Origin of the sequence: Labilibaculum antarcticum (genome assembly GCF_002356295.1) — a bacterium.
GTDB classification, from domain to species: domain Bacteria; phylum Bacteroidota; class Bacteroidia; order Bacteroidales; family Marinifilaceae; genus Labilibaculum; species Labilibaculum antarcticum.
In genome coordinates this window covers 307,658-332,897 of sequence record NZ_AP018042.1, presented here as the reverse complement: position 1 = coordinate 332,897, position 25,240 = coordinate 307,658, and the positions used below count along the sequence as shown (strand labels likewise).

At 32.5% G+C, this 25,240-nt stretch carries 22 protein-coding genes; all 22 read left to right on the top strand.

All coding sequences use genetic code 11. From position 1 onward, the window contains the following. Positions 1-63 precede the first annotated feature (63 nt). Positions 64-453: a GxxExxY protein gene (locus ALGA_RS01270; protein WP_173803983.1), complete on the top strand. Its 390-nt coding sequence runs from the start codon at positions 64-66 to the stop codon at positions 451-453. A gap of 74 nt (positions 454-527) precedes the next feature. Further along, positions 528-1,691: a Wzz/FepE/Etk N-terminal domain-containing protein gene (locus ALGA_RS01265; RefSeq protein ID WP_096427577.1), complete on the top strand. Its 1,164-nt coding sequence runs from the start codon at positions 528-530 to the stop codon at positions 1,689-1,691. A gap of 73 nt (positions 1,692-1,764) precedes the next feature. Continuing rightward, positions 1,765-1,890, top strand: coding sequence for a GxxExxY protein (locus ALGA_RS23530; protein WP_145957555.1), 126 nt, complete (start codon positions 1,765-1,767; stop codon positions 1,888-1,890). Positions 1,891-1,996: 106 nt separating this feature from the next. Further along, on the top strand, positions 1,997-3,415 hold the full coding sequence (locus tag ALGA_RS01260) for a UDP-glucose 6-dehydrogenase (protein ID WP_096427576.1): 1,419 nt from the start codon (positions 1,997-1,999) through the stop codon (positions 3,413-3,415). A gap of 211 nt (positions 3,416-3,626) precedes the next feature. Then, positions 3,627-4,928 (top strand): MOP flippase family protein, encoded by a 1,302-nt coding sequence (locus ALGA_RS01255; protein ID WP_096427575.1) that lies wholly within the window; start codon positions 3,627-3,629, stop codon positions 4,926-4,928. A gap of 10 nt (positions 4,929-4,938) precedes the next feature. Continuing rightward, the gene (locus ALGA_RS01250) at positions 4,939-6,039 is read left to right on the top strand and encodes a hypothetical protein (protein ID WP_096427574.1); all 1,101 of its coding nucleotides are present in this window, start codon (positions 4,939-4,941) and stop codon (positions 6,037-6,039) included. Next, positions 6,036-7,289, top strand: a complete 1,254-nt coding sequence (locus ALGA_RS01245) for an alkaline phosphatase family protein (RefSeq protein ID WP_096427573.1) — start codon at positions 6,036-6,038, stop codon at positions 7,287-7,289. The genes ALGA_RS01250 and ALGA_RS01245 overlap by 4 nt, the downstream gene beginning before the upstream one ends. A gap of 94 nt (positions 7,290-7,383) precedes the next feature. Then, complete coding sequence (locus ALGA_RS01240; protein ID WP_096427572.1) at positions 7,384-8,289, top strand: SDR family oxidoreductase; 906 nt, start codon at positions 7,384-7,386, stop codon at positions 8,287-8,289. Positions 8,290-8,313: 24 nt separating this feature from the next. Continuing rightward, complete coding sequence (locus tag ALGA_RS01235) at positions 8,314-9,363, top strand: glycosyltransferase (protein WP_096427571.1); 1,050 nt, start codon at positions 8,314-8,316, stop codon at positions 9,361-9,363. 493 nt (positions 9,364-9,856) lie between these two features. Beyond that, a complete protein-coding gene (locus ALGA_RS01230; protein ID WP_096427570.1) occupies positions 9,857-10,852 on the top strand; it encodes a glycosyltransferase in 996 nt (331 codons plus the stop codon). A gap of 45 nt (positions 10,853-10,897) precedes the next feature. Continuing rightward, entirely contained in the window at positions 10,898-12,004 is a 1,107-nt protein-coding gene (locus tag ALGA_RS23525) for an EpsG family protein (protein WP_096427569.1), read from the top strand. Between the two features lie 25 nt (positions 12,005-12,029). Then, positions 12,030-13,118, top strand: a complete 1,089-nt coding sequence (locus ALGA_RS01220; protein ID WP_096427568.1) for a glycosyltransferase — start codon at positions 12,030-12,032, stop codon at positions 13,116-13,118. Beyond that, complete coding sequence (locus ALGA_RS01215; RefSeq protein ID WP_096427567.1) at positions 13,105-14,028, top strand: D-glucuronyl C5-epimerase family protein; 924 nt, start codon at positions 13,105-13,107, stop codon at positions 14,026-14,028. Before ALGA_RS01220 ends, ALGA_RS01215 begins: the two co-directional genes overlap by 14 nt. A gap of 13 nt (positions 14,029-14,041) precedes the next feature. Beyond that, positions 14,042-15,031 (top strand): glycosyltransferase family protein, encoded by a 990-nt coding sequence (locus ALGA_RS01210; RefSeq protein ID WP_096427566.1) that lies wholly within the window; start codon positions 14,042-14,044, stop codon positions 15,029-15,031. Next, positions 15,009-15,800 (top strand): hypothetical protein, encoded by a 792-nt coding sequence (locus ALGA_RS01205; protein WP_096427565.1) that lies wholly within the window; start codon positions 15,009-15,011, stop codon positions 15,798-15,800. Before ALGA_RS01210 ends, ALGA_RS01205 begins: the two co-directional genes overlap by 23 nt. Further along, positions 15,790-16,536, top strand: a complete 747-nt coding sequence (locus ALGA_RS01200) for a glycosyltransferase family 2 protein (RefSeq protein WP_096427564.1) — start codon at positions 15,790-15,792, stop codon at positions 16,534-16,536. The genes ALGA_RS01205 and ALGA_RS01200 overlap by 11 nt, the downstream gene beginning before the upstream one ends. Positions 16,537-16,541: 5 nt before the next feature. Continuing rightward, the gene (gene gmd / locus ALGA_RS01195) at positions 16,542-17,696 is read left to right on the top strand and encodes a GDP-mannose 4,6-dehydratase (RefSeq protein WP_096427563.1); all 1,155 of its coding nucleotides are present in this window, start codon (positions 16,542-16,544) and stop codon (positions 17,694-17,696) included. 1 nt (position 17,697) lies between these two features. Then, on the top strand, positions 17,698-18,624 hold the full coding sequence (locus tag ALGA_RS01190; RefSeq protein ID WP_096427562.1) for a GDP-L-fucose synthase family protein: 927 nt from the start codon (positions 17,698-17,700) through the stop codon (positions 18,622-18,624). After that, positions 18,617-19,786 (top strand): DegT/DnrJ/EryC1/StrS family aminotransferase, encoded by a 1,170-nt coding sequence (locus ALGA_RS01185; RefSeq protein WP_096427561.1) that lies wholly within the window; start codon positions 18,617-18,619, stop codon positions 19,784-19,786. The genes ALGA_RS01190 and ALGA_RS01185 overlap by 8 nt, the downstream gene beginning before the upstream one ends. After that, on the top strand, positions 19,707-19,895 hold the full coding sequence (locus tag ALGA_RS23520; protein WP_394339908.1) for a sugar phosphate nucleotidyltransferase: 189 nt from the start codon (positions 19,707-19,709) through the stop codon (positions 19,893-19,895). Before ALGA_RS01185 ends, ALGA_RS23520 begins: the two co-directional genes overlap by 80 nt. Positions 19,896-21,417: 1,522 nt before the next feature. Further along, the gene (locus tag ALGA_RS01175) at positions 21,418-22,155 is read left to right on the top strand and encodes a DUF6261 family protein (protein WP_096427559.1); all 738 of its coding nucleotides are present in this window, start codon (positions 21,418-21,420) and stop codon (positions 22,153-22,155) included. A 2,072-nt stretch (positions 22,156-24,227) separates the two neighbouring features. Further along, positions 24,228-25,106 (top strand): glucose-1-phosphate thymidylyltransferase RfbA, encoded by an 879-nt coding sequence (gene rfbA / locus ALGA_RS01170; RefSeq protein WP_096427558.1) that lies wholly within the window; start codon positions 24,228-24,230, stop codon positions 25,104-25,106. Positions 25,107-25,240: the final 134 nt, after the last annotated feature.

The window sequence follows — 25,240 nt, the reverse complement described above, 5'->3', positions numbered from 1 at the left end:
CGAGGAGGTACGACGAAGCAATCTGCATACTATGAATTGCACGAATTTAAACTAATTACGCTAATGGTTGACTTGTTACATAAGGATGAGTGTTATGCAATTGTTGGGGCTTGTATGAATGTTCATAGTCAATTAGGATCTGGCTTTTTGGAAAGTGTTTATGCTGAGGCGTTGGGTAAAGAATTTAAGAAGAGAAATATACCATTTGTTAAAGAGAAGAAACTTGAACTTTATTACGATGGCGAAAAAATGAATAAATACTTCAAAGCAGATTTTATTTGTTTTGGTTCAATTATAGTTGAACTGAAAAGTAAAACGATTTTATTGAAAATTGATGAGCAACAGACGATAAACTATCTGAAAGCGACAAACTATCAATTAGGCTTGTTAATCAATTTTGGTGAACGTTCACTAAAATATAAGCGATTTGTTAATACAATTGAAAAGAATTAATCACTAACGATAAATTAACGCAAAAAGGATCCATTAGTGTAATTGGCCTTAATTAGCGTCATCATTATAGAGCAATGAAAGAAATACAAGAATCCAAACATACAGAAACAACTAGTGCCAACCGTGAGGATGAAATCGACTTAATTCAGTTGGCTAAGACCCTCTGGAACGGCCGCCGAACCGTAATCCGTACTACCCTTATCTTTATGGTACTGGGCTTATTCATCGCCATTTTTTCGGCCAAGGAATACACAGCTACCACCACCATGGTACCACAATCGGCCGAAGGCGGATCAAAATTGGGTGGCTTAGGCGGACTGGCAGCCATGGCAGGAATTAATTTGGGAAGCATGGGCGGAGGATCAAGCATCCCCCCAACATTATACCCCAAAATAATCAAAAGCATTTCTTTCCAAAAAGAATTGATGCAAACCCTTCTTTCTATTGAAGGACAAAGCGGGGAAGTAACATTTGCAGACTACTATCTGGAAATCAAAAAGCCTGGATTATTGGGCTACATTAAAAAATACAGCATCGGCTTACCCGGCCTCATTATTGGAGCCACCATCAAAGCCATTAAAGGAAATAGTACAGACGCAACGCTTGCGTCTTCTTCAGATGAAATTTTATCTATTTCCATGGAAGAAAAGCAGCTCATCGAAATCCTAACAGCTCAATTGTCTTTGGAAGTAAACGACAAAGACGGTTACGTATCCTTATCTGCCTGCATGCCGGAGGCTAAAGCCGCCGCTCAACTGGCCAAAAAAGCCCAGAAGCTTTTGCAGCAAGCTATTATCGATTTTAAAATTCAAAAAGCAAAAGATCAATTGGATTTTGTGGAGGAACGTTTTGCCGAAAAGGAAGCCGTATTTAATGCAGTACAAGTTAAATTGGCCCGATTTCGAGATCAAAACAAGAACGTAAGCTCGGCTGTAGCTCAAACCCAATTGGAACGCTTGCAATCAGATTTTTCCATGGCTTCATCGGTGTATACCGAACTGGCCAAACAATTGGAAACCCAAAAAATACAGGTAAAAGAAGATACGCCTGTTTTTACCATTATTGAACCGGTATCCATTCCCCTCGAAAAATCAAAACCTAGACGAACTATAATTCTGGTGATTTGGACTTTTTTGGGTGGAATTGTTGGTGTGGGGATGGTGTTTGGGAAGGAGTTCTTTGTCAGTATTAAGGATAAGTGGAAGGAAGAAGGTGTCAATTCCACGAATGAAAGCTAATTGCGCTAATGGGAGATTTACTATATAAAGAAGGATCTTTTACAATGATTGCCTAAGTAAAATTTATTAAACGATGTTGAAAATTGACGAACAACAAACTATAAATTATCTAAAAGCAAGCAATTATGAATTAGACTTACTAGTTAATTTTGGTGAACGTTCATTAAAATACAAACGATTCGTGAACACAAAGCACTAACGCCACATTCGCGAAATTCGCTCTAATTCGTGAAATTTGCAATAATTAGCGAAATCTGCTAATAAAAGAGAGAAACATAAAAACAATACGATACACTGGATAAACAATGACTAAAGTAAAAACAATAACAAACATCTGCTGCATAGGCGCCGGTTACGTAGGTGGCCCAACCATGGCCGTGATCGCTCAAAAATGTCCGCACATAAAGGTGACAGTGGTGGATGTAAATGAGCAACGCATTGCAGATTGGAATGATGCTGATTTAAATAAATTACCAATATACGAGCCAGGATTAGCCGATGTGGTAGCCGAAGCCCGTGGAAGAAACCTATTCTTTTCTACGGATGTGGATCAAGCCATTGATGAAGCGCAGATGATCTTCATTTCGGTAAACACTCCAACCAAAACTTATGGTGTGGGTAAAGGAATGGCTGCTGATTTGAAATACATAGAATTGTGTGCCCGTCAAATTGCCAAAGTTTCTAAAGATGATAAAATAATTGTTGAAAAATCAACCTTACCTGTTCGCACGGCAGAGGCATTGAGTACCATTTTAAATTCAACAGGTAATGGAGCGAATTTTGATATTTTATCGAGTCCTGAATTTTTAGCCGAGGGGACTGCAATAAGCGATTTGCAAAAGCCCGACAGAATATTGATCGGGGGAGACGAAACTGAAAAAGGTCAGTCTGCCATTAAATCTTTAGTTGCTGTTTACGAAAATTGGGTACCTCGCGAAAACATCATCACCACTCGTGTGTGGTCTTCCGAATTATCTAAACTAACGGCGAACGCCTTCTTGGCACAGCGGGTCTCTTCCATCAATGCAATCTCAGCACTTTGTGAAAAAACAGGAGCTGATGTAGATGAGATTTCACGTGCAATTGGTGCGGATTCTCGTATTGGTTCAAAATTTTTAAAATCTTCCGTTGGTTTTGGAGGGTCTTGTTTTCAAAAAGACATTTTAAACTTGGTTTATCTTTGTCGTCATTTCAATTTGCCAGAGGTGGCCGACTATTGGGAGCAGGTGATTAAAATGAACGACTACCAAAAGCACCGCTTTGCAAAAAATATCATTGATACCCTATTCAATACCGTTTCGGGTAAGAAAATCGCCTTCTTGGGCTGGGCTTTCAAAAAAGACACCAACGACACCCGCGAATCTGCCGCTATTTATGTGGCTAAAGAATTATTGGAGGATCGTGCAGAAATACACATATATGACCCTAAGGTGAGCAAAGAACAAATTTTTGCAGATCTTAAAAGTGTATGTCATCCTGAGGGAAGCGAAGCGACGAAGGATCTGTTTAAAAACGTAATCGTCCATAAAGATCCCTACACCGCCATGCAATCCGCCCACGCCATTGCTATCCTCACCGAATGGGACGAATTTAAAACTTATGATTGGAATAAGGTTTACGATGAAATGTTGAAACCTGCTTTTCTTTTTGACGGACGTAATGTGGTTTCAAATGAGGAACTCGAAAAAATCGGCTTCCAGGTTTATAATATTGGGAAGGGTTAAGAATCTATTGTTATAGCGAGGAGGTAGGACAAAGCTATCTCATAATAAAAGAGCTATTGCCAGTTGTCTGTTATTGGATGAATGATTTGAATTTTTTCATCCCGTCATCCTGAACTAGTTTCATGATCTAATAGCCGATAAGTAGAGATGCTGAAATAAGTTCAGCATGACGTCTAAATAATTTGAAAGCACAAATAAGTTATATCAATTTATGAACCTAAAAAAAAAGAGTATAGATGGAGCAAAGTGGACGACATTTTCTACTGTCGTTGTAGCATTGTCTGCAATTATAAAAGCTTCAATACTCACTAGAATTATTGAAGTTTCTGATTTTGGTTTAATGGCGTTGGTTACTTTTATTTTAGGGTTTATCATTATATTTATTGATTTAGGATTAACAACTGCGATTCTTCATAGACAAAAAATTACTAAAAATGAATATTCTAGTTTATTTTGGTTAAATCTAGGATTTAGTATATTTTTGTTTTTTATTTTGTTTTTGGTTACTTCTTTTATATCTGAATTTTATAAGGAAAGTGAATTGATGACTTTAATTCCATTAGCGTCTATTGGGTTAATAGTGAATGCGATGGGGTGCCAGTTTAGAACAGTTGAACAAAAAGAATTAAACTTTAAATTATTGGCTTTAGTCGATATTTTTTCATCTGTAGTTTCTTTAGGTGTAGCAGTAATTTTAGCAATAAATGATTTTGGGGTATATTCGTTAGTTTATTCAAGTTTGGCATATACTACATTAGTCTCTTTCTTTTATTTTATAAAAGGATTAATAGCAAAGAGGTTGAAGTTTCATTTTATGTTTTCTGATGCAAAACCATTTTTGAAAATTGGAGTCTTTAACATTGGAGGGCAAGTAATAAATTATTTTATTAAAGAAGTAGATATCCTAATTGTTGGAAATGTTTTTGGAACAGAAGTTTTAGGGGGGTATAGTCTGGCGAAGCAATTGGTTGATAGGCCATTGAGGGTTATTCGTCCTGTAGTTCTAAAAGTGATGGCACCTATATTATCACTTATTCAAGGAGATAAAATAAGTCTTCGCGAAAACTATTTGAAGATTATAAAGTTTGTGTCATCAATAAGTATTCCAATTTACTTATTATTTATCCTTTTTGCTAAACCAATAGTATTACTATTTTATGGTGCCGGATATCAGGAAATTGAAATTCTTGTAAGAATATTGTCAATATATATGTTTTTTATATCAATAAAAATACCATCTGGAAGCCTAATAATTGCAACGGGTAAAACTAATTTGGAATTTTATTGGTTTTTAGCATCGTTTATTATCATGCCAATTGGAATATTAATCGGATCAAAATTTAGTATAGAAGCTGTTGCTTCGGCAATGGTAATAGTAATGGTTATTTATTTTATACCTATGTGGAAATTCTTAATTAATCCCTTAATTAAAGTAGAATTTAGTGATTATTATAAAGCTCATATTCCTAGCCTAAAACTGTTGAAGCAAGTTTTTATTAAAAAAAACGATTAAACTAAATAGTATGTGTATTATAGAAGAGGTCGATATTAACAATAAATTAAATAATGAAATACAAATTATTGTCAATGAATCTATCAAGTTAGTGAGTGATTCTCTCCTTGCGATAGTTTTATATGGAAGTTATGGAAGAGGAGAAGGTGCTTTTTTTTCTGATGAAGAAGGAAAGATTCGTACTTACAATGATTTTGATATAATACTAGTTGTCAGTGATTTGTTAGAACAAGAAATAATTAATGAAATATCAAATACATTAAGTGATAAGTTGGATGTAAAATGGATAGATATTTCACAAAAAAGTAAAAAGACTTTAAAGAATTTGAAATTATCGATATTTAATTATGATTTTAAATACGGTAGTAGAGTTATTTATGGCGACAATTTAATCTTAGAAGATATACCAAAATTCCAAAATATTCATTTATCCTTAAAAGAAGCTGAAACTTTATACTTCACACGTATATGGACTTTTTTGGGATCTTTGCCTAAAAATGGATTTGAAAGTGGTGTTTCAGGTGAAGATTCAAGGTTTTTTAAAAATCAAATGGCTAAGGCTATTTTAGCTATAGTTGATATAGTTTTATTGCAAAAAAAATGTTATGACACTAGTTATAGAAAAAGAGTTGAATTAATAAATAATACATGTCAGAATAAACCAGATTTAATTAAATGGTCAAATTGGGCTATAAAAGAAAAATGTAGGCCTAGTGGTAATAAATTAAGTCCGTTGGATGTTGAAACTATGTATAGCGAGATTGCGAATATATTTTTAGTAGAAATGTTCCATGTGTTAAGTATATATTATAAAAAGAAAATAAATTGTTCTAAGGATATTGAGTCATCTTTGAGGTTTTCTTTTTCGGAATTTGTAGTCACTACAAAATTATTTTTAAAGAATAAACGATTAAAATACATTAAAAATAAAAAAATTGGACTTGCACAATCCTATTTGCTGGAAGCCTATATAAAGGAAGGTAAGCAAAAGGTAGACTTAATTAATAAATCAAAAAAAATAGTGAAGAGTATTGATTCTTCGATAGATTTGCGTAAGCTGGATTGGAATGAATTAAGATTATTAGTTTCTGAATTAAGAATGTATTTATGAAAGTAGTATTTTTTTTGTTAGATGCATTTAAGGAAGAGTATTTATCTGAAGATATTACTCCATTCTTATTTGAAAAAGCTAAAGAAGGAAAGCATATTAAGAAAATTATACCAAGTGCTGGGTTTTGTGAGAGAACTGAAATATTTTTTGGTTTACGACCAAAAGAATCTGGTTTTTTTACAGCTATTGGCTTTGATTATGAAAAAGGATTGTATAAGAATTTATGGACATTGAATTTTTTTGGCTGGATTGAAAATGTAATTTCTTATCTGGCTATTGTCTTATTGAAAAGGAAGAAAAACATAATAGATAAATATTGTCATAGTATTTTACTCAAAATTTATCTAAAGTTTTTTGGAACGTCTAAAAAATTAAAACCTTATAAAATTCCGTTAAGTTTTTTAAGCTATTTTAATTTAACGGAGGATGAGTTTGATCTGTATAAACGAGATGAGATTAATTCTAAAAAATCGCTTTTTAAAGTAGTAGAAGAATTTAAAGGAAGAACTTATATCGATGCATTTACTTCTTTGGGTGGAATCTCCAATGGGGATGATGAAAACAGAATCAAATTAGCTATAGAAGCTAGTAAAAATGTGGAGAATGTTTTTATTCCAATATACATAAGTATATCTGATTCAGCGGGCCATTACCACGGTCCTAATTCGGAAAGACTTAAGAGTGAGCTTTTGAAGTTGGATAGCTTATTACAAAGTAGTGTTGAGAAATTTAGCGAAATTGATTCGTCTACAAAATTTTTATTTCTTGGAGATCATGGAATGACTGAGGTCGTTAAAGATATAGATGTAAAGATGAAAATTTCAGAAATAGCAATAAAGCATAGGCTCAAAACGGGCACTGATTTTATATATTTTCTGGATTCAACATTGCTGAGGATGTGGTTTTTTAACGACAAATCCAGAAATATATTTAGTGAAGAAATTAAGAATGATTCTTCGTTTAATGAAAATGGAATTGTGATAAATGCTGACGTCTCAAGCAAATATTATTTGCCTGTAGGTGATAGAAAATATGGCGATCTTACATGGTGGGCAAATGAAGGGGTCTTAATATTTCCTGATTTTTTCCATAATGATAAAGCTTTGAAAGGGATGCATGGATATCGACCTGATACACAGTCTACATATGGGACTTGTATTGTTTGGGATGAGCATAAGGTTAATGATGAGGTTGAAAAATTAGAATTATTTCAAGTTTATGATTTGATTAATAATTTATTAAAAGATTAATATATGAGTATAAAAAATATTCTTGTGTTTTTTATTAAAGGATATGTTTTTATAATGGAATTAAATAGTAATTGTAGTACTAAATAGTTTAAAGATGAAAAAAATTTACATTGCTGGTTCTGGTGGAATGCTAGGTGAAGGATTTTATAAAATATTTAATAATGAATATAAGTTAAAATGTTCTGATAAAGATGTTAATGAGGATTGGTTAACTTTTTTGGATTTTAGAGATTTTAACGCCTATAGAAAAGATGTGTTGGATTTTAACCCTGATTATTTGTTTCATTTAGGTGCCTATACTGATTTAGAGTATTGTGAAGAACATTCTGATGATACTTATATGACAAATACTTTAGCTGTTGAGAATGCGGTAAGAATTGCCAATGAACTAAACATTCCTTTACTGTATATAAGTACTGCAGGTATTTTTGATGGAAAAAAGGATTTTTATGATGATTGGGATATGCCTAATCCTTTAGGTGTATATGCAAGATCTAAGTATATGGGCGAAAGGTATGTATGTGAGAATGCAAATCGATATTTAGTTTGTAGAGCAGGGTGGATGATGGGCTCAGGTCCAAAAAAAGATAAAAAGTTTGTTCAAAAATTAATGATGCAAATTAAAGATGGAAAACAAGAATTATTCATCGTAAATGATAAGGATGGTACTCCTACTTACACACACGATTTCGCTAATTCGGTTAAAGAGCTGATACAAAAAGAATATTGGGGGTTATATAATATGGTATGTGGAGGACAGACAAGTAGATTTGAAGTTGCCAAAACATTAGTCAAATATTTACAGCTACCATATGATATTAAAATTACTCCAGTAAGTTCAGATTATTTTAAGGAGGAATATTATGCTCAGAGACCTGCTTCAGAAAGATTAGTTGCTAAGAAGTTAGATTTAAGAAAGGTTAATAAAATGAGGGATTGGAAAATTTCTTTAAAAGAATATTTGGATAGTTATTATCAAGGGTTTTTAGATAATAAATAGTTTTTGTTTTACTTAGTGATAATTATGAATGATATAGTTAATAAGCCTAAGATTTCTGTAATAGTTTGTTGTTATAGGGGTGAGGATACAATTGTAGCGTGTTTAGAAAGTTTGTTACATCAAGATATACAAAGTGAATTATTTGAAGTAATTATTGTTGATGATGGCTCAATAGATAGATCTTCTGAAATAATTAAAAATTTCCTGAAAACTCATCTAGATTCAAAACATCCAGATTTTAAATATTTTAGTAAAATAAATGAAGGGTTAAGTATTGCCAGAAATTTTGGAATTGATAAAAGCAATTCAGATTTGGTTGTATATATCGATGAAGATGCAGTTGTTTATGAAGATTATTTAAAAATCATAATAGATTATTTTGATTGTAATCCAAGTGTGAACTGTTTGGGGGGGGAGGTCGAATTGTATAATAACAATATTTATTTTGCTCGGGTACTACAGGATAGTATTTTTTCACATTATATGAAAAACGAAAAATCTGTTATTGGTACAAATATGGCTTTTAGAAAAATATTTCTGAATGATGTTGGTAGATTTCAGCCAGAATTTACATATAGAGGGGATGAGACAGCTTTATTTGCAAAAGCAAATGATAAATTGGTTATAGGGAGGTCACAAATGATGAGAGTTAAACATTTTCAGCCTCCAAATATCAAATCTTGGTTAAAAACAAGATTTGAAAATGGATATTTTACAGCGGCTATTGATCATTTTATTGGAAAGTCTACACGTGGAATTTTACTAAAATTATTGAAAAGTTCCTTATTCGTTTTGGTTCCACTATTTCTTTTAATAGCATTAATTTTATTTGGTTTTTCAAATTCACTTGCTCTTTCATTATTAGTTATTATTGTACTGATTATTCTTAAGAAGTTCTTTTTGAATGGTTTTGTTATGGATGTTATAAAAGAGTTTCGAGTAAAAAGAAACAATCGGAATCAACTTAAAGATGAAATATTTATCCTTTATTTAATAATAATTGGTACTTATAAAGAGGATTTTGGTTATATAAAAGGGTGTTATTTTTTTAGGAATCAAAAATGGTGTTCCTAGATGCAAGTTAAATGGAGTGTTTACTAGTTCTAGCAAGATTAATATTTGATTGAGTATAATTATCACTGTATACAATAGGAAAAATAGTGTTGTGAATTGTATGGGTAGCGTATTGATGGGTACAGCAAAAATGAAGCGTGGGTTTATTTTAGTTATCCATGCGCTAATTCATATGGACAATCTATATTGTTAACAATCAAAATATATTTATCAGTTATTTGAGTTTAGAATATGCAAATATTCAGGTGTTCTGCGGAAATTATTATTAGCAATTTAAACTATGTTATATTTATTTGCATTTTTTCATATTCTTGTTGATTTTATTTATTGTCGGGTTTTGATAATAGGTCGAAGCGGGTTGGGCAGGTTATAAATTCTATATAGGAATTAAATGATGATTTGACACATAGATTTTAATAATGTAAATAAATCTTTTAAAAATGAGAAGGAGAAATCTCAAAATTTCATTTTTAGTTCATTAAAATAATTTAAAATGATTTGTAAGCTTTCATTTATTATTCCTATGTATAATGCAGAATTGTATATAGATAATTGTATTAGATCTCTAGAAAAACAAGATTTATTAATTGAAGAATATGAAATAATTATAATTAATGATGGCTCTAGTGATTCGTCGATGGGTTTGGTAAACCAATTGCAAGTAGAGTTTTCCAATATAAAACTTTTTTCCAAAAAGAATGGAGGAGCTAGTTCTGCAAGGAATCTCGGACTAAAGAAAGCTAAAGGTGAATATATATGGTACATTGATTCGGATGATACAGTTCTTCCTAATATATTATCTGAGATATTAAACATATCGATTTTTAATAATCTTGATGTTTTAAGCTTTGGTGTAAATTCTATCAAAAATGGAGAAGAAAAAAAAGGGAATCTTGAGAATAAACCATTGGGTATAGTTTCTGGATTAGAATATATTAAAGATTATGATGTGGAACATTCCCCATGTTTTTTTATAATAAAAAGAAAGTTGTGTATTGAAAAAATGATTTATTTTATTGAAGGTATAACACAAGAAGATTATGAATTTACGCTTAAACTTTATAGTTATTGTAATCGAATAATGCATTTTAAAAAAGCATTATATAATTATATGCTTAGGTCAGGTTCTGTTAGTCGACCAACAAATTATTCAGATCTATATAAAAACATTTTTAGTTTAATTTCTATTTTACAAATACTTAAAGAACAATTCCCACTTAATAAGAAATGCAAAAATTTTTCTTATTATGCTAATGAATGGATAAATGCCTATAAGTATTTAGTTATATTGAATGTGCTTGGATTCCCTCTTAAATTAAAGGATAAATTATATTTTTATAGTCTTTTTAAAGATCATGAAATACTGAAAATAGGAAAAATGAGAATATATACAGGAAAACATAGAATTGTTCGGTCAATATTGACAGTTCCTATTGTATATAAATCAGCTATCTACATTATTCATAGAATGAAAGGCTCAATTAATTAAATTCCAAATATTGGTACGAATATAATTTACCTTCACAAGTCAAATATGATCATAAGTCTTTTATTATATTTTATATTGCTATCACTAATGGTGATTTCTTCACATATTTCAGTTTCGATTGCTCGATCTTCAGTATATGATGATAAGTTATTAGGTAAGGGTTTTTATTATTTACCAATATTAATATATTCATTATTTTGGGGGTTAAGGTATAATGTTGGAACTGATTTTCAGTCTTATGAGAATTTCTTTAGAAGTGTTAAAATGAATACTTCTAATATTTATAAACTTGAACCAGGATATCATTTCTTAAATGAAATCCTGGCAAACTTAGACTTAACAAGCACTAGTATATTTATTGTAACATCTTTTATAGTCGTATATTTTTTATACAAGTCAGTTAGTACTAAATCTAACCTTTTACCTATAGTTATATTCTTTTATTTTACAACTTCGACAGTTTTGTTCTCTCAGAATGGAATCAGACAATCAATAGCGCTTTGTATTTTATTTATAGTAATTAGATTTTTTGTTGAAAAAAAATATATAAAATCAATTATACTATTGATTCTTGCTTTTTTATTTCATAAAAGTGTATTAATTCCAGCAATGTTAATTCCTATTTTTTATAGGAACATTTTTTCTAGCCGAATTTTAGTCCTTATTGCAATGTTATTCACACTGATTTTTGGAACTGAACTACTACCTTATTTACTTAAACAATCAGCTTTTATTTTTACGGCATTAAATTACGACCAATTGGATCGGATTTTAAAATTTAGCGTAACCTTTGAAAAAGGATCTGGAATTGGATTTCTGCTTAAAATTAGTATATATATATTAACTATATACCTAAGTCCTTATGTAAAAAACTATTTTAAATTAAGTCCATACATTATTTTTTACAATTTTTTTATTTTAGGAATAATACTTGAACCAATCATTTCTCAGAATTATTTTTTAAACCGTATAAATATGTATTTTTTACCAATGCGAATATTTGTATATGCCTATTCATGTTTGTATTTAATGAAAAATAACACTACGAAGAATTACCTATTTGCTTTGTATTATTTCATTGCGCACATTTTATTCTTTATTGCTTCTGTATATTCTAATTCTAATGATTGCGGATATTTTCAATTTCGATAAGATCGTATTTTAACAAACTATATAAATGAAAATTTTACACATAACTTTAGATTTCGGAGATGGCGGCGCCGAAAAGTTTGTTGTTCATCTTAGTAATGAACAAGTAAAACAAAACGATGTAACTGTTTGCTCATTTTGGGATTTGAGAGAGGAAGATTATTTTCATAATCAATTACACCCTAATGTTAAATTTATTTCGCTTGGCAAACGAAAGGGATTTGATATAGCCATTTTTTTAAAGGTATATCGATTATTAAAAGAAGTAAAGCCAGATATTGTTCATTCACATCGATCTGTTGTTAATTATCTTGTTTTATTCACAATTTTATTTAAAAACATTAGATTTATTCACACTATTCATAATGATGCATTCAAAGAAACCCAGTCAAGATTAATTAGATTTGTGAAAAATATATTTTTTAAAGTTGGATTGATAAGGCCTGTAACAATATCTGAGGATTCACATAAATCCTTTAAAGCCGCATATAGTTCGAACGCCACTTTAATATATAATGGTATTCCAATGCCAACCAAGAGCTCTCATTTTGATGATGTTAAGAAAGAGGTAAACAAATTGAAAATAAGTATTAATACTAAAGTACTATTAAATATTGCACGAATAAGTACACAAAAAAACCACGAACTCCTGGTTAATGTAACAAATAGGTTAATTGATGAGGGATATGATATTGTATTATTAGTGATTGGTAAGTTGGATAAATCTATTATAGATGACAGATCAATGAGTAATGATCGAATTAACTTTTTGGGTTCGAAAGGTAATGCAACTGATTATTTGTTTTTTGCTGATGCTTTTTGTTTGTCCTCTTTGTATGAAGGTATGCCTATTTCGTTAATTGAAGCTTTAGCTGTTTCATGTGTTCCTGTGGTAACTCCTGCTGGTGGTGTTAAGGATATGATTACAGACAAATTAAATGGATTTATTTCAAGTGGTTTCGGTTATAACTCATATCATGAAACTCTTAAAACTTTTTTAAATAGCGAGAGTGAATTAGTTCAAGAAATTAAGAATCATTGTATTATGGATTATGAGAAAATTTATAATATATCAAATACAAACCAAAATTATTTGAAATTATATGAACAAGGATAAATTGATTTATAGCTTTAATCGATTACTAGATGAGATATTAGACCGACCAGATTATTGGCATCCAAGATTAAAGTTTCGTCAAGATATTTCTTATAGAGAATATTATTATTTGGATTTTTCAGCAAAAGGGAATTACCCTTATGAGTTAAAAGATGGTATTCCTTTAGTTGAGATGAACAATGTATCTCGGGAGTTTTCTATCACAATTCTAAATTATGGATTAGGATTGATTGACTTGTATACAAATAAACATAGTGATCTTTTAGCAAAGAGAATTGAATCGATACTGAGTTGGGTTTTAGAAAATCAGGAGAAGGATGGAGCTTGGCGAAATTATTATGAAGTTGATTTTTTAGGATTAAAAAGTGGATGGACATCTGCAATGGGACAAGGATTGGCGATTTCATTTGTATATCGATGCTATAATCATGGTTTTTTATACTATGATGTTGCCTACAGTGTTATAGATAAAGCCAAAAGTTACATGTTGACTGAGGATTTGAATGTCTTAACTGATTCTGGATACGTGTTACAAGAATTTGGAGGGACATCCGAAAATGTTTTGAATGGATTTATTTTTGCGTTATATGGGATCAGAGATTACTGTTCTTTCATTAATGATATGTCCCTGTTTAAACAATATGTTTCGACTTTAAAAATATTAAGTAGTAAATATAATTATTTTAAAATATGGTCTTATTATAATACTAATAAAGCTATTTCTAGTTCATTTTATCATCAACTTCATATTGAGATGATGAATAGTATGTTTTTTCTAACATCTGAGAAAGCATTTTTTAGCATTGCAAAACGATGGGAATTAGGAAAATGGATAAAATTACCATTTATTGTTTTAAAGTCGACCCAAAAGTTAATTAATCATAATTCAATAACAACTTTGTCAAGTTAGTAAATATCAAATTATGAAGATTTTATTTATTTCGAATCAAATTTCAAATAGTGATGGAGTTGGTAACCCTGTGATAAATAATTTGATGTCTGAGATGAAAAGACTGAAGCCAAAGGATAAAATTGATTTTGTTGGTTTTAGTTATAAGTTTGAGACTTTAAGAGAATTGTATATTGCACGAAAGAAAAAATATGATATAATTCATTTTCAATTTGGAGGGATTTATATTTATCTTGCTTTGTTACCTTTTGTTTTTCAGAATAATAGGCGAGTTGTGACTTTTCATGGTACTGAAATTCATGGTGTTTTAGTTAATCAAAACAAAAATAAATATCGAAAATTTAAAGTAAAATTAAATAGGCTCTTTGCTTTATTCTCTTTTGTGATGTTTTCTAGAATTGGTTTCGTTTCTCATGTATTGATTGATTCGGTTCCGAAATACTTCAAGTACCTTTATAATTCTAAATTTTTTATTCAGCGACTTGGAGTTGATTATAACTTATTCAAACCAATTCCTAAGAGTTATGCAAGAGAGTACTTAGACTTAGATTCAGATAAAAAATTATTTCTTTTTTCTTCTATTAGTTCATCTCCTGTAAAGAGATTAGATTTGGCGGAAAAAATAGTTCAATACATGGGTGAAGGTTATCAATTGCTTCTAATGAATGCGGTTCCTTCGGATGAGGTGCCATTTTTTATGGCAGCAACGGATTATGTCTTATTAACATCAGATGCAGAGGGTTCACCTAATATAGTTAGAGAGGCATTAGCCATGAATAGACCTGTGTTTGGTGTTAACGTTGGTGATGTTAAAGACCAAATAAGTAATTGCAAGGAGTCACTAATAATAAGTGTGAATCCCGAAATAGCGTCAGGGCAGATAAAGCAAAAATTGAAAAATTCTCACGAAGAAAATACAAGGGATCGTTTTAAGTTTAAAATTTCGTTGGAAAATACAACTCGTGAATTAATAAGTTTATATGAAAAATGCATTTTTAAATAATACAGCGTTCTTAGTACTATCATGTGATAATTATAGTGACCTTTGGACAACATATATTGATACATTTGAAAAATATTGGCCAGATTGTCCTTTTGATAAATATTTTGCTACTAATCATAAGGATATTCCAGAATCTTCTTTTTTTTCAATAAAAATAGGAAATGATGAATCATGGTCTGATGGAGTAATGAAGGTCTTAATTGAATTGAAAAAGAAATATGAATTTGTTCTAATTACATTAGAAGATTCGGTTCTTATAAGAAAAGTGAATAATGAAGAATTTACAAAAATTATATCTGAATTTGAGAAATGTGAAGGGAATTATTTGAAATTCATTAAGAAACCCAAACCGACAAAAGTTAAAAATAAATTTTTTGGAGAAATAGAAAAAGGTTCTTTGTATCGTCCTACTTGTGTGTATGCTCTTTGGAATATTGATGTGTTTTTAGATCTTCTTAAGGAAGAAGAGAATGCATGGGAATTTGAAAGGTTTGGTGCTGTTCGTAGTGATTATTATGATGGTTTCTATGTGGTTAACAAGAATTTTTTCAATATTCTAAATACTGTTGTTCAGGGGAAATGGGTTCCGTCAGAATTAAGTAGGTTAAAAAAGATAGGTGTATACCCTACAATTAGTAGAGAAATATTAACCTTTTATGAGGCGTTAATTTTGAGTTTTAAAACTATTTTATTTAAGATCTTTACCCGTTGTGTATATTGGAAATGGCGTAGGTTTATTGTATTTAAATTGAAAGGATATGAAGGTTAGTATTATTACACCAACTTATAATTCAGAAGCTTATATTGTACAAACAATTTTATCCATTCAGAGGCAGACTTATGATAATTGGGAACTCTTGATCACTGATGATTGTTCATCGGATAAAACGATTGATTTATTAAATGAGTTTGCTGGAGAAGATAATAGAATAAAAATCTTTCAATTAAATATTAATAGTGGAGGAGGAATAGCTCGTAATAATTCTATAGAGAATGCTACAGGTAGGTTTATTGCCTTTTGTGATAGTGATGATCTATGGACTCCTGACAAGTTGGAGAAGCAGATAAAATTTATGGCTGAGAATGATCTGGCATTTACTTATTCAGCTTATCAAAAAATAAATGAAGATAATGAGAAGGGTGGTATTGTAAATCCTAATCCTAAATTAACTTACTCAGATCTTTTGAAATCATGTCAAATAGGATGCTTAACGGCTATATATGACACATTCAAATTAGGGAAAGTTTATTTGCCAGAAATAAGAAAGAGGCAGGATTATGGTTTATGGTTGAAGATTTTTCAGGTAATTGGTGAGACAAGAGGACTTAATAATAATGTTTTAGGTTACTATAGAGTTCGTTCAAACTCTGTCTCGAGTAATAAATTTAAGGCTGCAATTTACCATTTTAAGGTATTAAGGCAAGTTGGAGAATTAGGAAAAATAAAAGCCTGTATGTATTTTTTTAATTATACTATTAAGGGATTGTTAAAATATTTAAAATAAAAAACATGTCAAAAAAAATAGCATTAATCACCGGAGTAACTGGTCAGGATGGAGCTTATCTTTCAGAATATCTATTGAAATTAGGCTATATTGTACATGGTATAAAACGTAGATCATCTTTATTTAATACTGATCGTATTGATCATTTATATCAAGATCCTCATGTTGAAAATCAGAATTTTATTCTTCATTTTGGTGATATGACGGATAGTATGAATATTACTCGTATCATACAAGAGGTGCAACCGGATGAAATTTATAATTTAGCGGCAATGTCTCATGTTGCAGTTAGTTTTGAAATACCGGAATATGTTGGTAATGCCGATGGTCTGGGGACTCTTCGTATTTTGGAAGCAGTACGGTTTTTAGGTTTAACAAAGAAAACACGTATTTATCAGGCATCAACATCTGAGTTGTATGGTTTGGTGCAGGAAGTGCCTCAAAAGGAAACTACTCCCTTCTATCCACGCTCACCTTATGCAGTAGCTAAAATGTATGCCTACTGGATGACGGTAAATTATCGAGAGGCTTATGATATGCATGCCTCCAATGGAATTTTATTTAATCATGAATCTCCATTACGAGGGGAGACATTTGTTACTCGTAAAATTACCCGTGCAGCCGCTCGCATTGCTTTGGGTGTGCAAGATAAAACATATTTAGGTAATCTTTCTTCGAAGAGAGATTGGGGACATGCTAAAGATTATGTAAGAGCCATGCATGCCATTCTTCAACAAGATGAACCTTCTGATTATGTAATTGCTACAGGGGTTACAACAACTGTGCGTGATTTTGTGAAATTTGCTTTTGCTGAATGTGGTATTATTGCAGAATTTAAAGGGGAAGGGAAAGCAGAGAAAGCTTATATTTCTTCAATTGATGAAAAACTATTTATTCAAAGTGTTGGCGAATTCTATTTGTCATCTATTAAATCACGAATTGGTGACTGTTTAGTTGAGGTAGATCCGCGATATTTCCGTCCAACTGAGGTTGAATTGCTTATTGGTGACCCAACTAAATCAAATACTGTTTTAGGATGGAAGCCTGAGTATGATTTACCTGCTTTGGTTAAGGATATGATGGAGTCAGATATCAAACTGATGAAAAAGGAAGACTTATTGAAGTCGTCTGGATATAAAACATTAAACAATTTTGAATAACATGAAGATTCTCCTTACAGGTGGCTCAGGATTGGTTGGCCAGAATATTATTGAAAGGATACCAAGTCAAATCAAATTATTAAAACCTAGCTCCAGTGATCTGGATTTATTAGATTTATCTTCAGTTCAGAATTATTTGCAAATTCATCAACCTGAGATAATTATTCATGCAGCAGGTATTGTTGGTGGTATTCAGGCAAATATTGCTAATCCCGTTAAGTTTCTGTTTGAAAATACAGAAATGGGAAAAAATATAATAAAAGCTGCTTTAGATAACGGGATTAAGAAATTCATTAATCTGGGTAGCTCATGTATTTATCCAAGAAATGCTACAAATCCTTTGGTAGAAGAATATATTCTGCAAGGGGAATTAGAGCCTACCAATGAAGGTTATGCACTTGCAAAAATATTTGCATTACGATTCTGTGAATATATTAATAAGGAATATCCTGAAATGCAATACAAAACTCTTATCCCATGTAATCTTTATGGTCGTTGGGATAAGTTTGATCCCAAACACAGCCACATGATTCCAGCAGTTATTCGGAAAATTCACCTTGCTAAGAAAAAAGGAGATTCTGAAGTTGAGATTTGGGGAGATGGCTGTGCACGAAGGGAATTTATGTACGCTGGTGATTTGGCTGAATTTATTTGGTACAGTGTGAATAATTTCGATGAGATTCCTGATTTGATTAATGTTGGATTAGGGTATGATCATTCTATTTTAGATTATTATGAGGCCATTAAAGAGGTTATTGGTTTTGAAGGAACATTTAAGTTTGATTTAGATAAACCAGTTGGGATGAAGCAAAAATTGGTTTCAGTATCAAAACTAGAATCATTAGGATGGAAAGCCAAGCATAATTTAAAGGAAGGTATCGAAAAAACATATCAATTTTATCTTGAAAAATTTGAACAATATGATTAATTATCCTTTAGCGACTTCATCTTGGGGAGATGAAGAAATTGACGCAATACAAAAGGTTATTTCTACTGGAATGTTTTCAATGGGAAAACACGTTAGTCAATTTGAAAAAGAATTTGCTCAGCATTTTGGGAGTAAATACTCCGTGATGGTGAATTCAGGCTCTTCCGCAAATCTATTAGCGGTGGCAGCTTTGTTTTTTAAACAAGAGAATCCTCTAAAAGCCGGAGATGAAGTAATAGTGCCTTCAGTGTCGTGGTCTACAACATATCATCCTTTGCAGCAGTATGGCTTAAAGTTGAAATTTGTTGATGTTGATATTGAAACCTTAAATATCTCTGTTGATGCTTTAAAAGAAGCGATTACTGACAAAACGCGTGCCATTTTTCTTGTTAATCTTCTTGGTAATCCTAATGAATTTGAAAGAATAAATGAGCTAATAAAAGATAGAGACATTTATCTTCTAGAAGATAATTGTGAATCTATGGGTGCTGAATTTCATGGACAGAAGACAGGTACATTTGGCTTGCTTGGAACTTATAGTACTTTCTTTAGCCATCATATTTCTACAATGGAAGGTGGAATGATTACCACTGATGATGAAGAGCTTTTCCATATTTTGCTTTCAATAAGAGCACATGGTTGGACTAGGAATTTACCAGAAGTTAATAGAGTTACTGGACAAAAAGATACAAACGCTTTTTTGGAGTCTTTTAAATTTGTTTTACCAGGATACAATGTTAGACCTATAGAAATGAGTGGGGCTGTTGGTACAGTTCAACTTTCAAAATTGAACGATTTTGTACAAAAGCGAAGAAGTAATGCTGAGGTATTTATTGAAGAACTTCAGAATCAAAATAAATTTATTTTACAAAAAGAGATAGGACTTAGCAGTTGGTTTGGATTTTCTTTTATCGTAAATCCAGAAATTGGGATATCACGCGAGTTTGTAATGAATAAATTGCAGAGTTCTGGAGTGGAGGTTAGGCCTATAGTTGCTGGCGACTTTACTAAGAATCCTGTGATTAAATATTTTGATTATGAAATTCATGGCGTATTAATTAATTCTCAAAGAATTGATAGAGATGGATTTTTTATTGGAAATCATCATATTGATTTACAATCAGAAATTCGTAAAATTGGATCTTTGCTTAAATCCATTTAACAATATGAACAACAACTACATCGTTATCATGGCTGGGGGATTAGGTTCCCGTTTTTGGCCCATGAGTAACGAAGAAAAGCCAAAGCAGTTTTTGGTTATTCATTTTTAATTGTGTGGAATTATAATTAGCTATTTTGTTAATGGTATATTCTATACGCTTTTTTTCAAAAATGAGTCAAAAAAATTGACTTTAAAGGTTAAGTTGATTTTGATACAATAAAAACAGACGGAACCATACGCAAACTAACCGTTCCTTCAAAACTGCATACTTGAGGCTGGAAATACAGCATTGAGCTCGAAGAAGGAATCAAATTGATGTATGAGTATTATTTGAAATAAAACGAACCTTACGAAGCCGAGGAATGAGGCTGCGGCAATCTCCTCGCGAACAGTAAAACAAAAAAAAAGAAGGAGTCTCACATTTGGCAGTTTGCCACTTATCTGAGGCTCCTTTGCAATGCCAATGCTTGCTGTCATTGAAGCATGAGGTGGCAATTTATTCACAACCCGCATAACTTCATAATCAATCTGATTTCCTTACATGAGTAGACTCTACTTGCAATCTAGATAGGCTACTCCACAAAAGAATGTTTGTGGAGTAAGCTTGGTAATGATTGCCTGCTATGGGAAGTCTTATAGATTTTTATAGCGTGGGAATGCGTTTCCAGATTGATGGGTAAAAGAAAGTAAAGCCGAAAGAACATGAATTCTTTCGGCTTTTCCTTTGTAGTTCTGACTTTCCAGAAGGTCCTGATTGCTAAACTCTAGGCATAGATTAGAGCGATTTTGCTTTGGATTGCTGTACTCTAGGCGTGGATCAGTGCGTTTTTGTTTTGGATTGCTGCGCTCTAGGCATGGATCAAAGCGATTTATGCATGCTCTCATGAAGGAGTCAGGAGGAGGCTTTTTCTTCTGTATCCCTTATTATATAAGGCTTTTCTGCATTTGAAAATTTCAAAATACTAACTCCAAACTTTTTGGAGAGACTAAAAATCTCAAAATGTTGTCTCCAAACTTTTTGGAAAGGCTAAAAATCTCAAGATGCTATCTCCAAACTATTTGGAAAGAGTAAAAATCTCAAAATGCTGTTTCCAAACTTTTTGGAAAGGTTGAAAATTTCAAAATACTATCTTCAAACTATTTGGAAAGAGTAAAAATCTCAAGATGGTATCTCCAAACTATTTGAAAGGGTAAAATGCTCCAACAAAAAAAGAAACTTATCATATGATAATAATTGTATGTTTTTGCCATATAGCCTGTCCCGAATTTATCGGGAGAACTTACCATGCTGGTATAATCATCTCCTTTTGTGTCAAAATCGCTTAGGCATGTACGTTTCAGAATTCCATTTCTTTTTTTCGATGTAATCGGAACTTTTTATTTTTTGCTACTGCCTGGGGGGGACAGCTTTAGCTTGCGATTCTCTTGTCATAACAAAAGATATTCGATCTTTGTGTTTTTTAGTAGGAAAAATATGATCCTGGATTATCATCAATAAGGAGCTGTTCAGAGCTTGTGTTTTTATTCGGTGAAAAAATACATATAAATAGTATGTGTTTACTTCTAAAATTTCTATTTTTATTATTCTGTTAATAAATGGTGGGAGTATTAATCATTAAAAATCTAGAAGTATGTTTGTTAAAATGATTTTTAGTTTTCTGCGTATCAACGAATTGTTGGGGTATTGCAACGAAATTAAAACGTTCCTTAGCTCGTTGAATTTAGAGGCTTTGCCTGTAAAAGATCCAGCCGGGAAATTAAGTTTAAAGTTAGAGGAAGCTCTTGCAGCTTCGAATCGAAGTCGTTCGAGTGAATATACCGAATGGTTGAATGTGAAAGATCATCGTCGTGATGAATCTTTTCTTGCTTTCCGCAATTTGATGGAAGCTTTTACTCACCGTAAGGATGAAAGTATGCTTGCGGCTGCCGAAAAAATAATCCTCATCATTAAAGGTCATGGCTGGACTTTGCAAAATGGAGGGAAGAAAGTGCAATCGGCAAAAATGGCCAGTTTAGTCAAGGAATTGAGTTCGGAAGAGAATCAAGCCCTAATCACCAGTTTATCAGCCAATGATTGGTATCAGGATATGGTAGCCGACAATGCTGTTTACGATCAGATGTTGGAAGAGAAATCAAATACGAATAACAATCAGACTGTTTACGATATGGCTACTGTTTATCAGGAATTGCAAACGGCTTGTGAAGAATTGTTCGAGGCCGTTGAGGTGTTGAATCGTATTAGCCCGGATGTTGCTTACACTCAGATTGCTACTTTTAGCAACGATTGTACGCAAAGGTATTTGGCTGCTGCACGCACTCGAAAAACCAAAAACGAGAATTCAGCAGTCGAAAAAACTGAGGCAGAATAAAAAGCCGAGGCTCCTTAAATTCTCCAGTAAACCGGCGAAAGTTTAAAACGGGAATTGAGGGCCTCGGCTTACTAGCAAAAGTAATATCATTTTGTTAGTATTTATGACTCCTCGAAATTTTAAGTTATACCATTTCATTTGTAACAGAACATCCCCCTTGAGAAAGGGGGATTTTTTATGAAAACGTACAGTTTAAGGGAAAGGGAAACAAGGCTAAAGGAAAAAAAAAGGAACCACAAATTCCACAAATGAACACAAATTAAGGGTAAAGGAAAGAATGATCATCATTGCACGTCATCCTGAGGGAAGCGAAGCGACGAAGGATCCCTAACAAATTAAGGAAAACAAGGGTAAAGTGAAACAAGGTTAAAGTGTAAAGGGAAAAAAATGGAAAACCACAAATTCTACAAATTTTCACAAATTAAATCTAAAGGAAAGAATGATCATCATTGCACGTCATTCTGAGGGAAGCGAATCGACGAAGGATCCCTAACAAATTAAGGAAAACAAGGGTAAAGTGAAACAAGGATAAAGGGTAAAGGAAAAAAGAGGAAAACCAAAATTTCACAAATGAACACAAATTAAGTGTAAAGGTTAAAGTTTTATATTCTGCAAAATGGGAACAGATTGCCACGTCGTTCCTCCTCGCAAAGACAGCCATTAACAAATTAAGAATTAACAATTAGAAATTAATAATTGGACGCAAATACCGCATAAAAAAAGGAAAACCACAAATTTTACAAATTCCACAAATCTCAATAAGGAGGATTCGGAATTTAGTCCGGAGACCGGGACCCATTTGGTGAAGAAGGCGTGAAACAAAAGACTGTCTGAGCGAAGCGAGTTTCTTTTGTTTAGCCTTCGAGCTTTAATGGGTGGTTGAGGACGCCACCGAGGATTTTTTGCTTACTTTTTCATCGGAAAAATGTAAGAGCCCCTCTGGCTTGAGGAGAAAGAAGAGACATAAAGGCTAAAGGGAAACAAGGATAAAGGAAAAAAATGAAACCACAAATTCCACAAAGTTTCACAAATTAAGGGTTAAGGAAAGAATGATCATCATTGCACGTCATCCTGAGCGAAGCGAAGCGACGAAGGATCCCTAACAAATTAATAATTCAAATGTTCAAACAGGGCCGTTCGACATGGACAAGGCATCCCGAAAGCTTTCGGGAGGGGTCCCCATAGCAGAAAAAGTCGTGAAGAAAAAAATCCGTTTTAAAAATGGACTTCATTTTTGATAGAAGCAGTAAGCTGGAAAATGACCAGTATTCGAAAAAGGAAAATAGGATGAATCATTTTTTAAACATTACTTTTTTTTAGCCTTTGAGGCGTAATGGGTCACCGATTGTCGAGGTCTTGATCTTTTTGCTTCGTTTTTGTATTAAGACAAAAATGAAGTCGGGTTTGGGCGAAGCGCCAAAAGGAAGAAATAGAAGGATCAAGTGTAAAGAAATTCAATGAAATAGCCTCCCGCCTATTTATTTTGCCCCGTACTTTAGCATCGGGGATGCAGAAATGCTTGAACAAATAGGGTGGAATGGTCGAACAGTCAAGCAACATTTCTGCAAGATTGAAACAGATTGCCACGTCGTTCCTCCTCGCAAAGACAGTCCCTAAGTAGAAATTCTAGGGAAAACTACGAAGAATGGAAGGTTAATATAGATAGTTGGAAATTTGTAGGCTGTTGAATTTGTCCGTAAATTTGATTTTCTTTTTCGGGAGATGTCTGAAATTTGCAGATGATGGATAGGAAGGAGGGTTTCAGCCCTATTGAAAGCAAGGATTGACACAGAAGAACAAAACAAATCGGACTCAAAAGTAGGGAGTAAGGGGCTGTTTTGAATTCGAATGGAGAATCAGTAGAGAAAATTAAGCAATTATTGGATGTTTAGGTCATAAAAATAAGCTGTTTACAGTGCATAGAATATTGAATTAGTGTATCACACGATCATAAATAAAATTTCATGAAACGTCCATGCCAAAGTGATTTTGACACACAGGGGATGATTATTTTAGCATGGTAATCCCGGAAGTTTTCGGGACGATATAGCAACTAAAAAACACATTATTATATGAAAGGAATCATTTTAGCAGGAGGCAGCGGAACCCGTTTGTATCCAATAACCAAAGGAGTTTCGAAACAGCTTTTGCCTGTTTACGACAAACCGATGATTTATTATCCATTATCAGTTTTAATGCTGGCAGGGATTCAGGAGATACTTATCATTTCCACTCCTGAGGATCTACCTAATTTTGAAAAATTATTAGGATCTGGTGAAGATTTGGGATTAAAATTATCTTACAAAGAACAACCAAGTCCTGATGGATTGGCTCAGGCTTTTATCATTGGGGACGAATTTATTGGCGATGATTCGGTTTGTTTGGTATTGGGAGATAATATTTTCTACGGTCACAACCTTACGGGCATGTTGAGAAATGCGCGTAAAAATGTAGAGGAAGAAGGCAAAGCTACTGTTTTTGGATACTATGTAAGAGATCCTGAGCGTTATGGCGTTGCTGCTTTTGATGAAGATGGAACAGTAACTTCCATAGAGGAGAAACCAGAGAATCCTGCATCGAATTATGCTGTTATTGGTTTGTATTTTTATTCCAATGATGTGGTGCAAGTCGCAAAAAATGTGAAACCCTCTCATCGTGGCGAGCTGGAAATTACCACTGTCAATCAGGAATATTTAAAGCAAGGTCGACTAAAAGTAGAATTAATGGGTAGGGGGTATGCCTGGTTGGATACAGGAACACATGAATCTTTACTAGATGCAGGTCGTTTTATCGAAACCATCGAAACCCGCCAGGGCTTAAAAGTGGCTTGTCTGGAGGAAATAGCCTACAATATGGGTTACATAACTGCCGAACAAGTTAAAACATTGGCCGAGCCATTGAAAAAGAATGGGTATGGACAGTACCTTTTAAATCTTGTTGCGGACAAATAAAACCTCAAATAATATTAACCACAAATTTCACTGATTGTCACAAATTTTTAAGTGTCAAAATGGAGTCTTGCCTCCCTTATGATGGAGGATTGATCATTTTGCTTATTTAAATAAAGCTTTTTTCATTTGTGAAA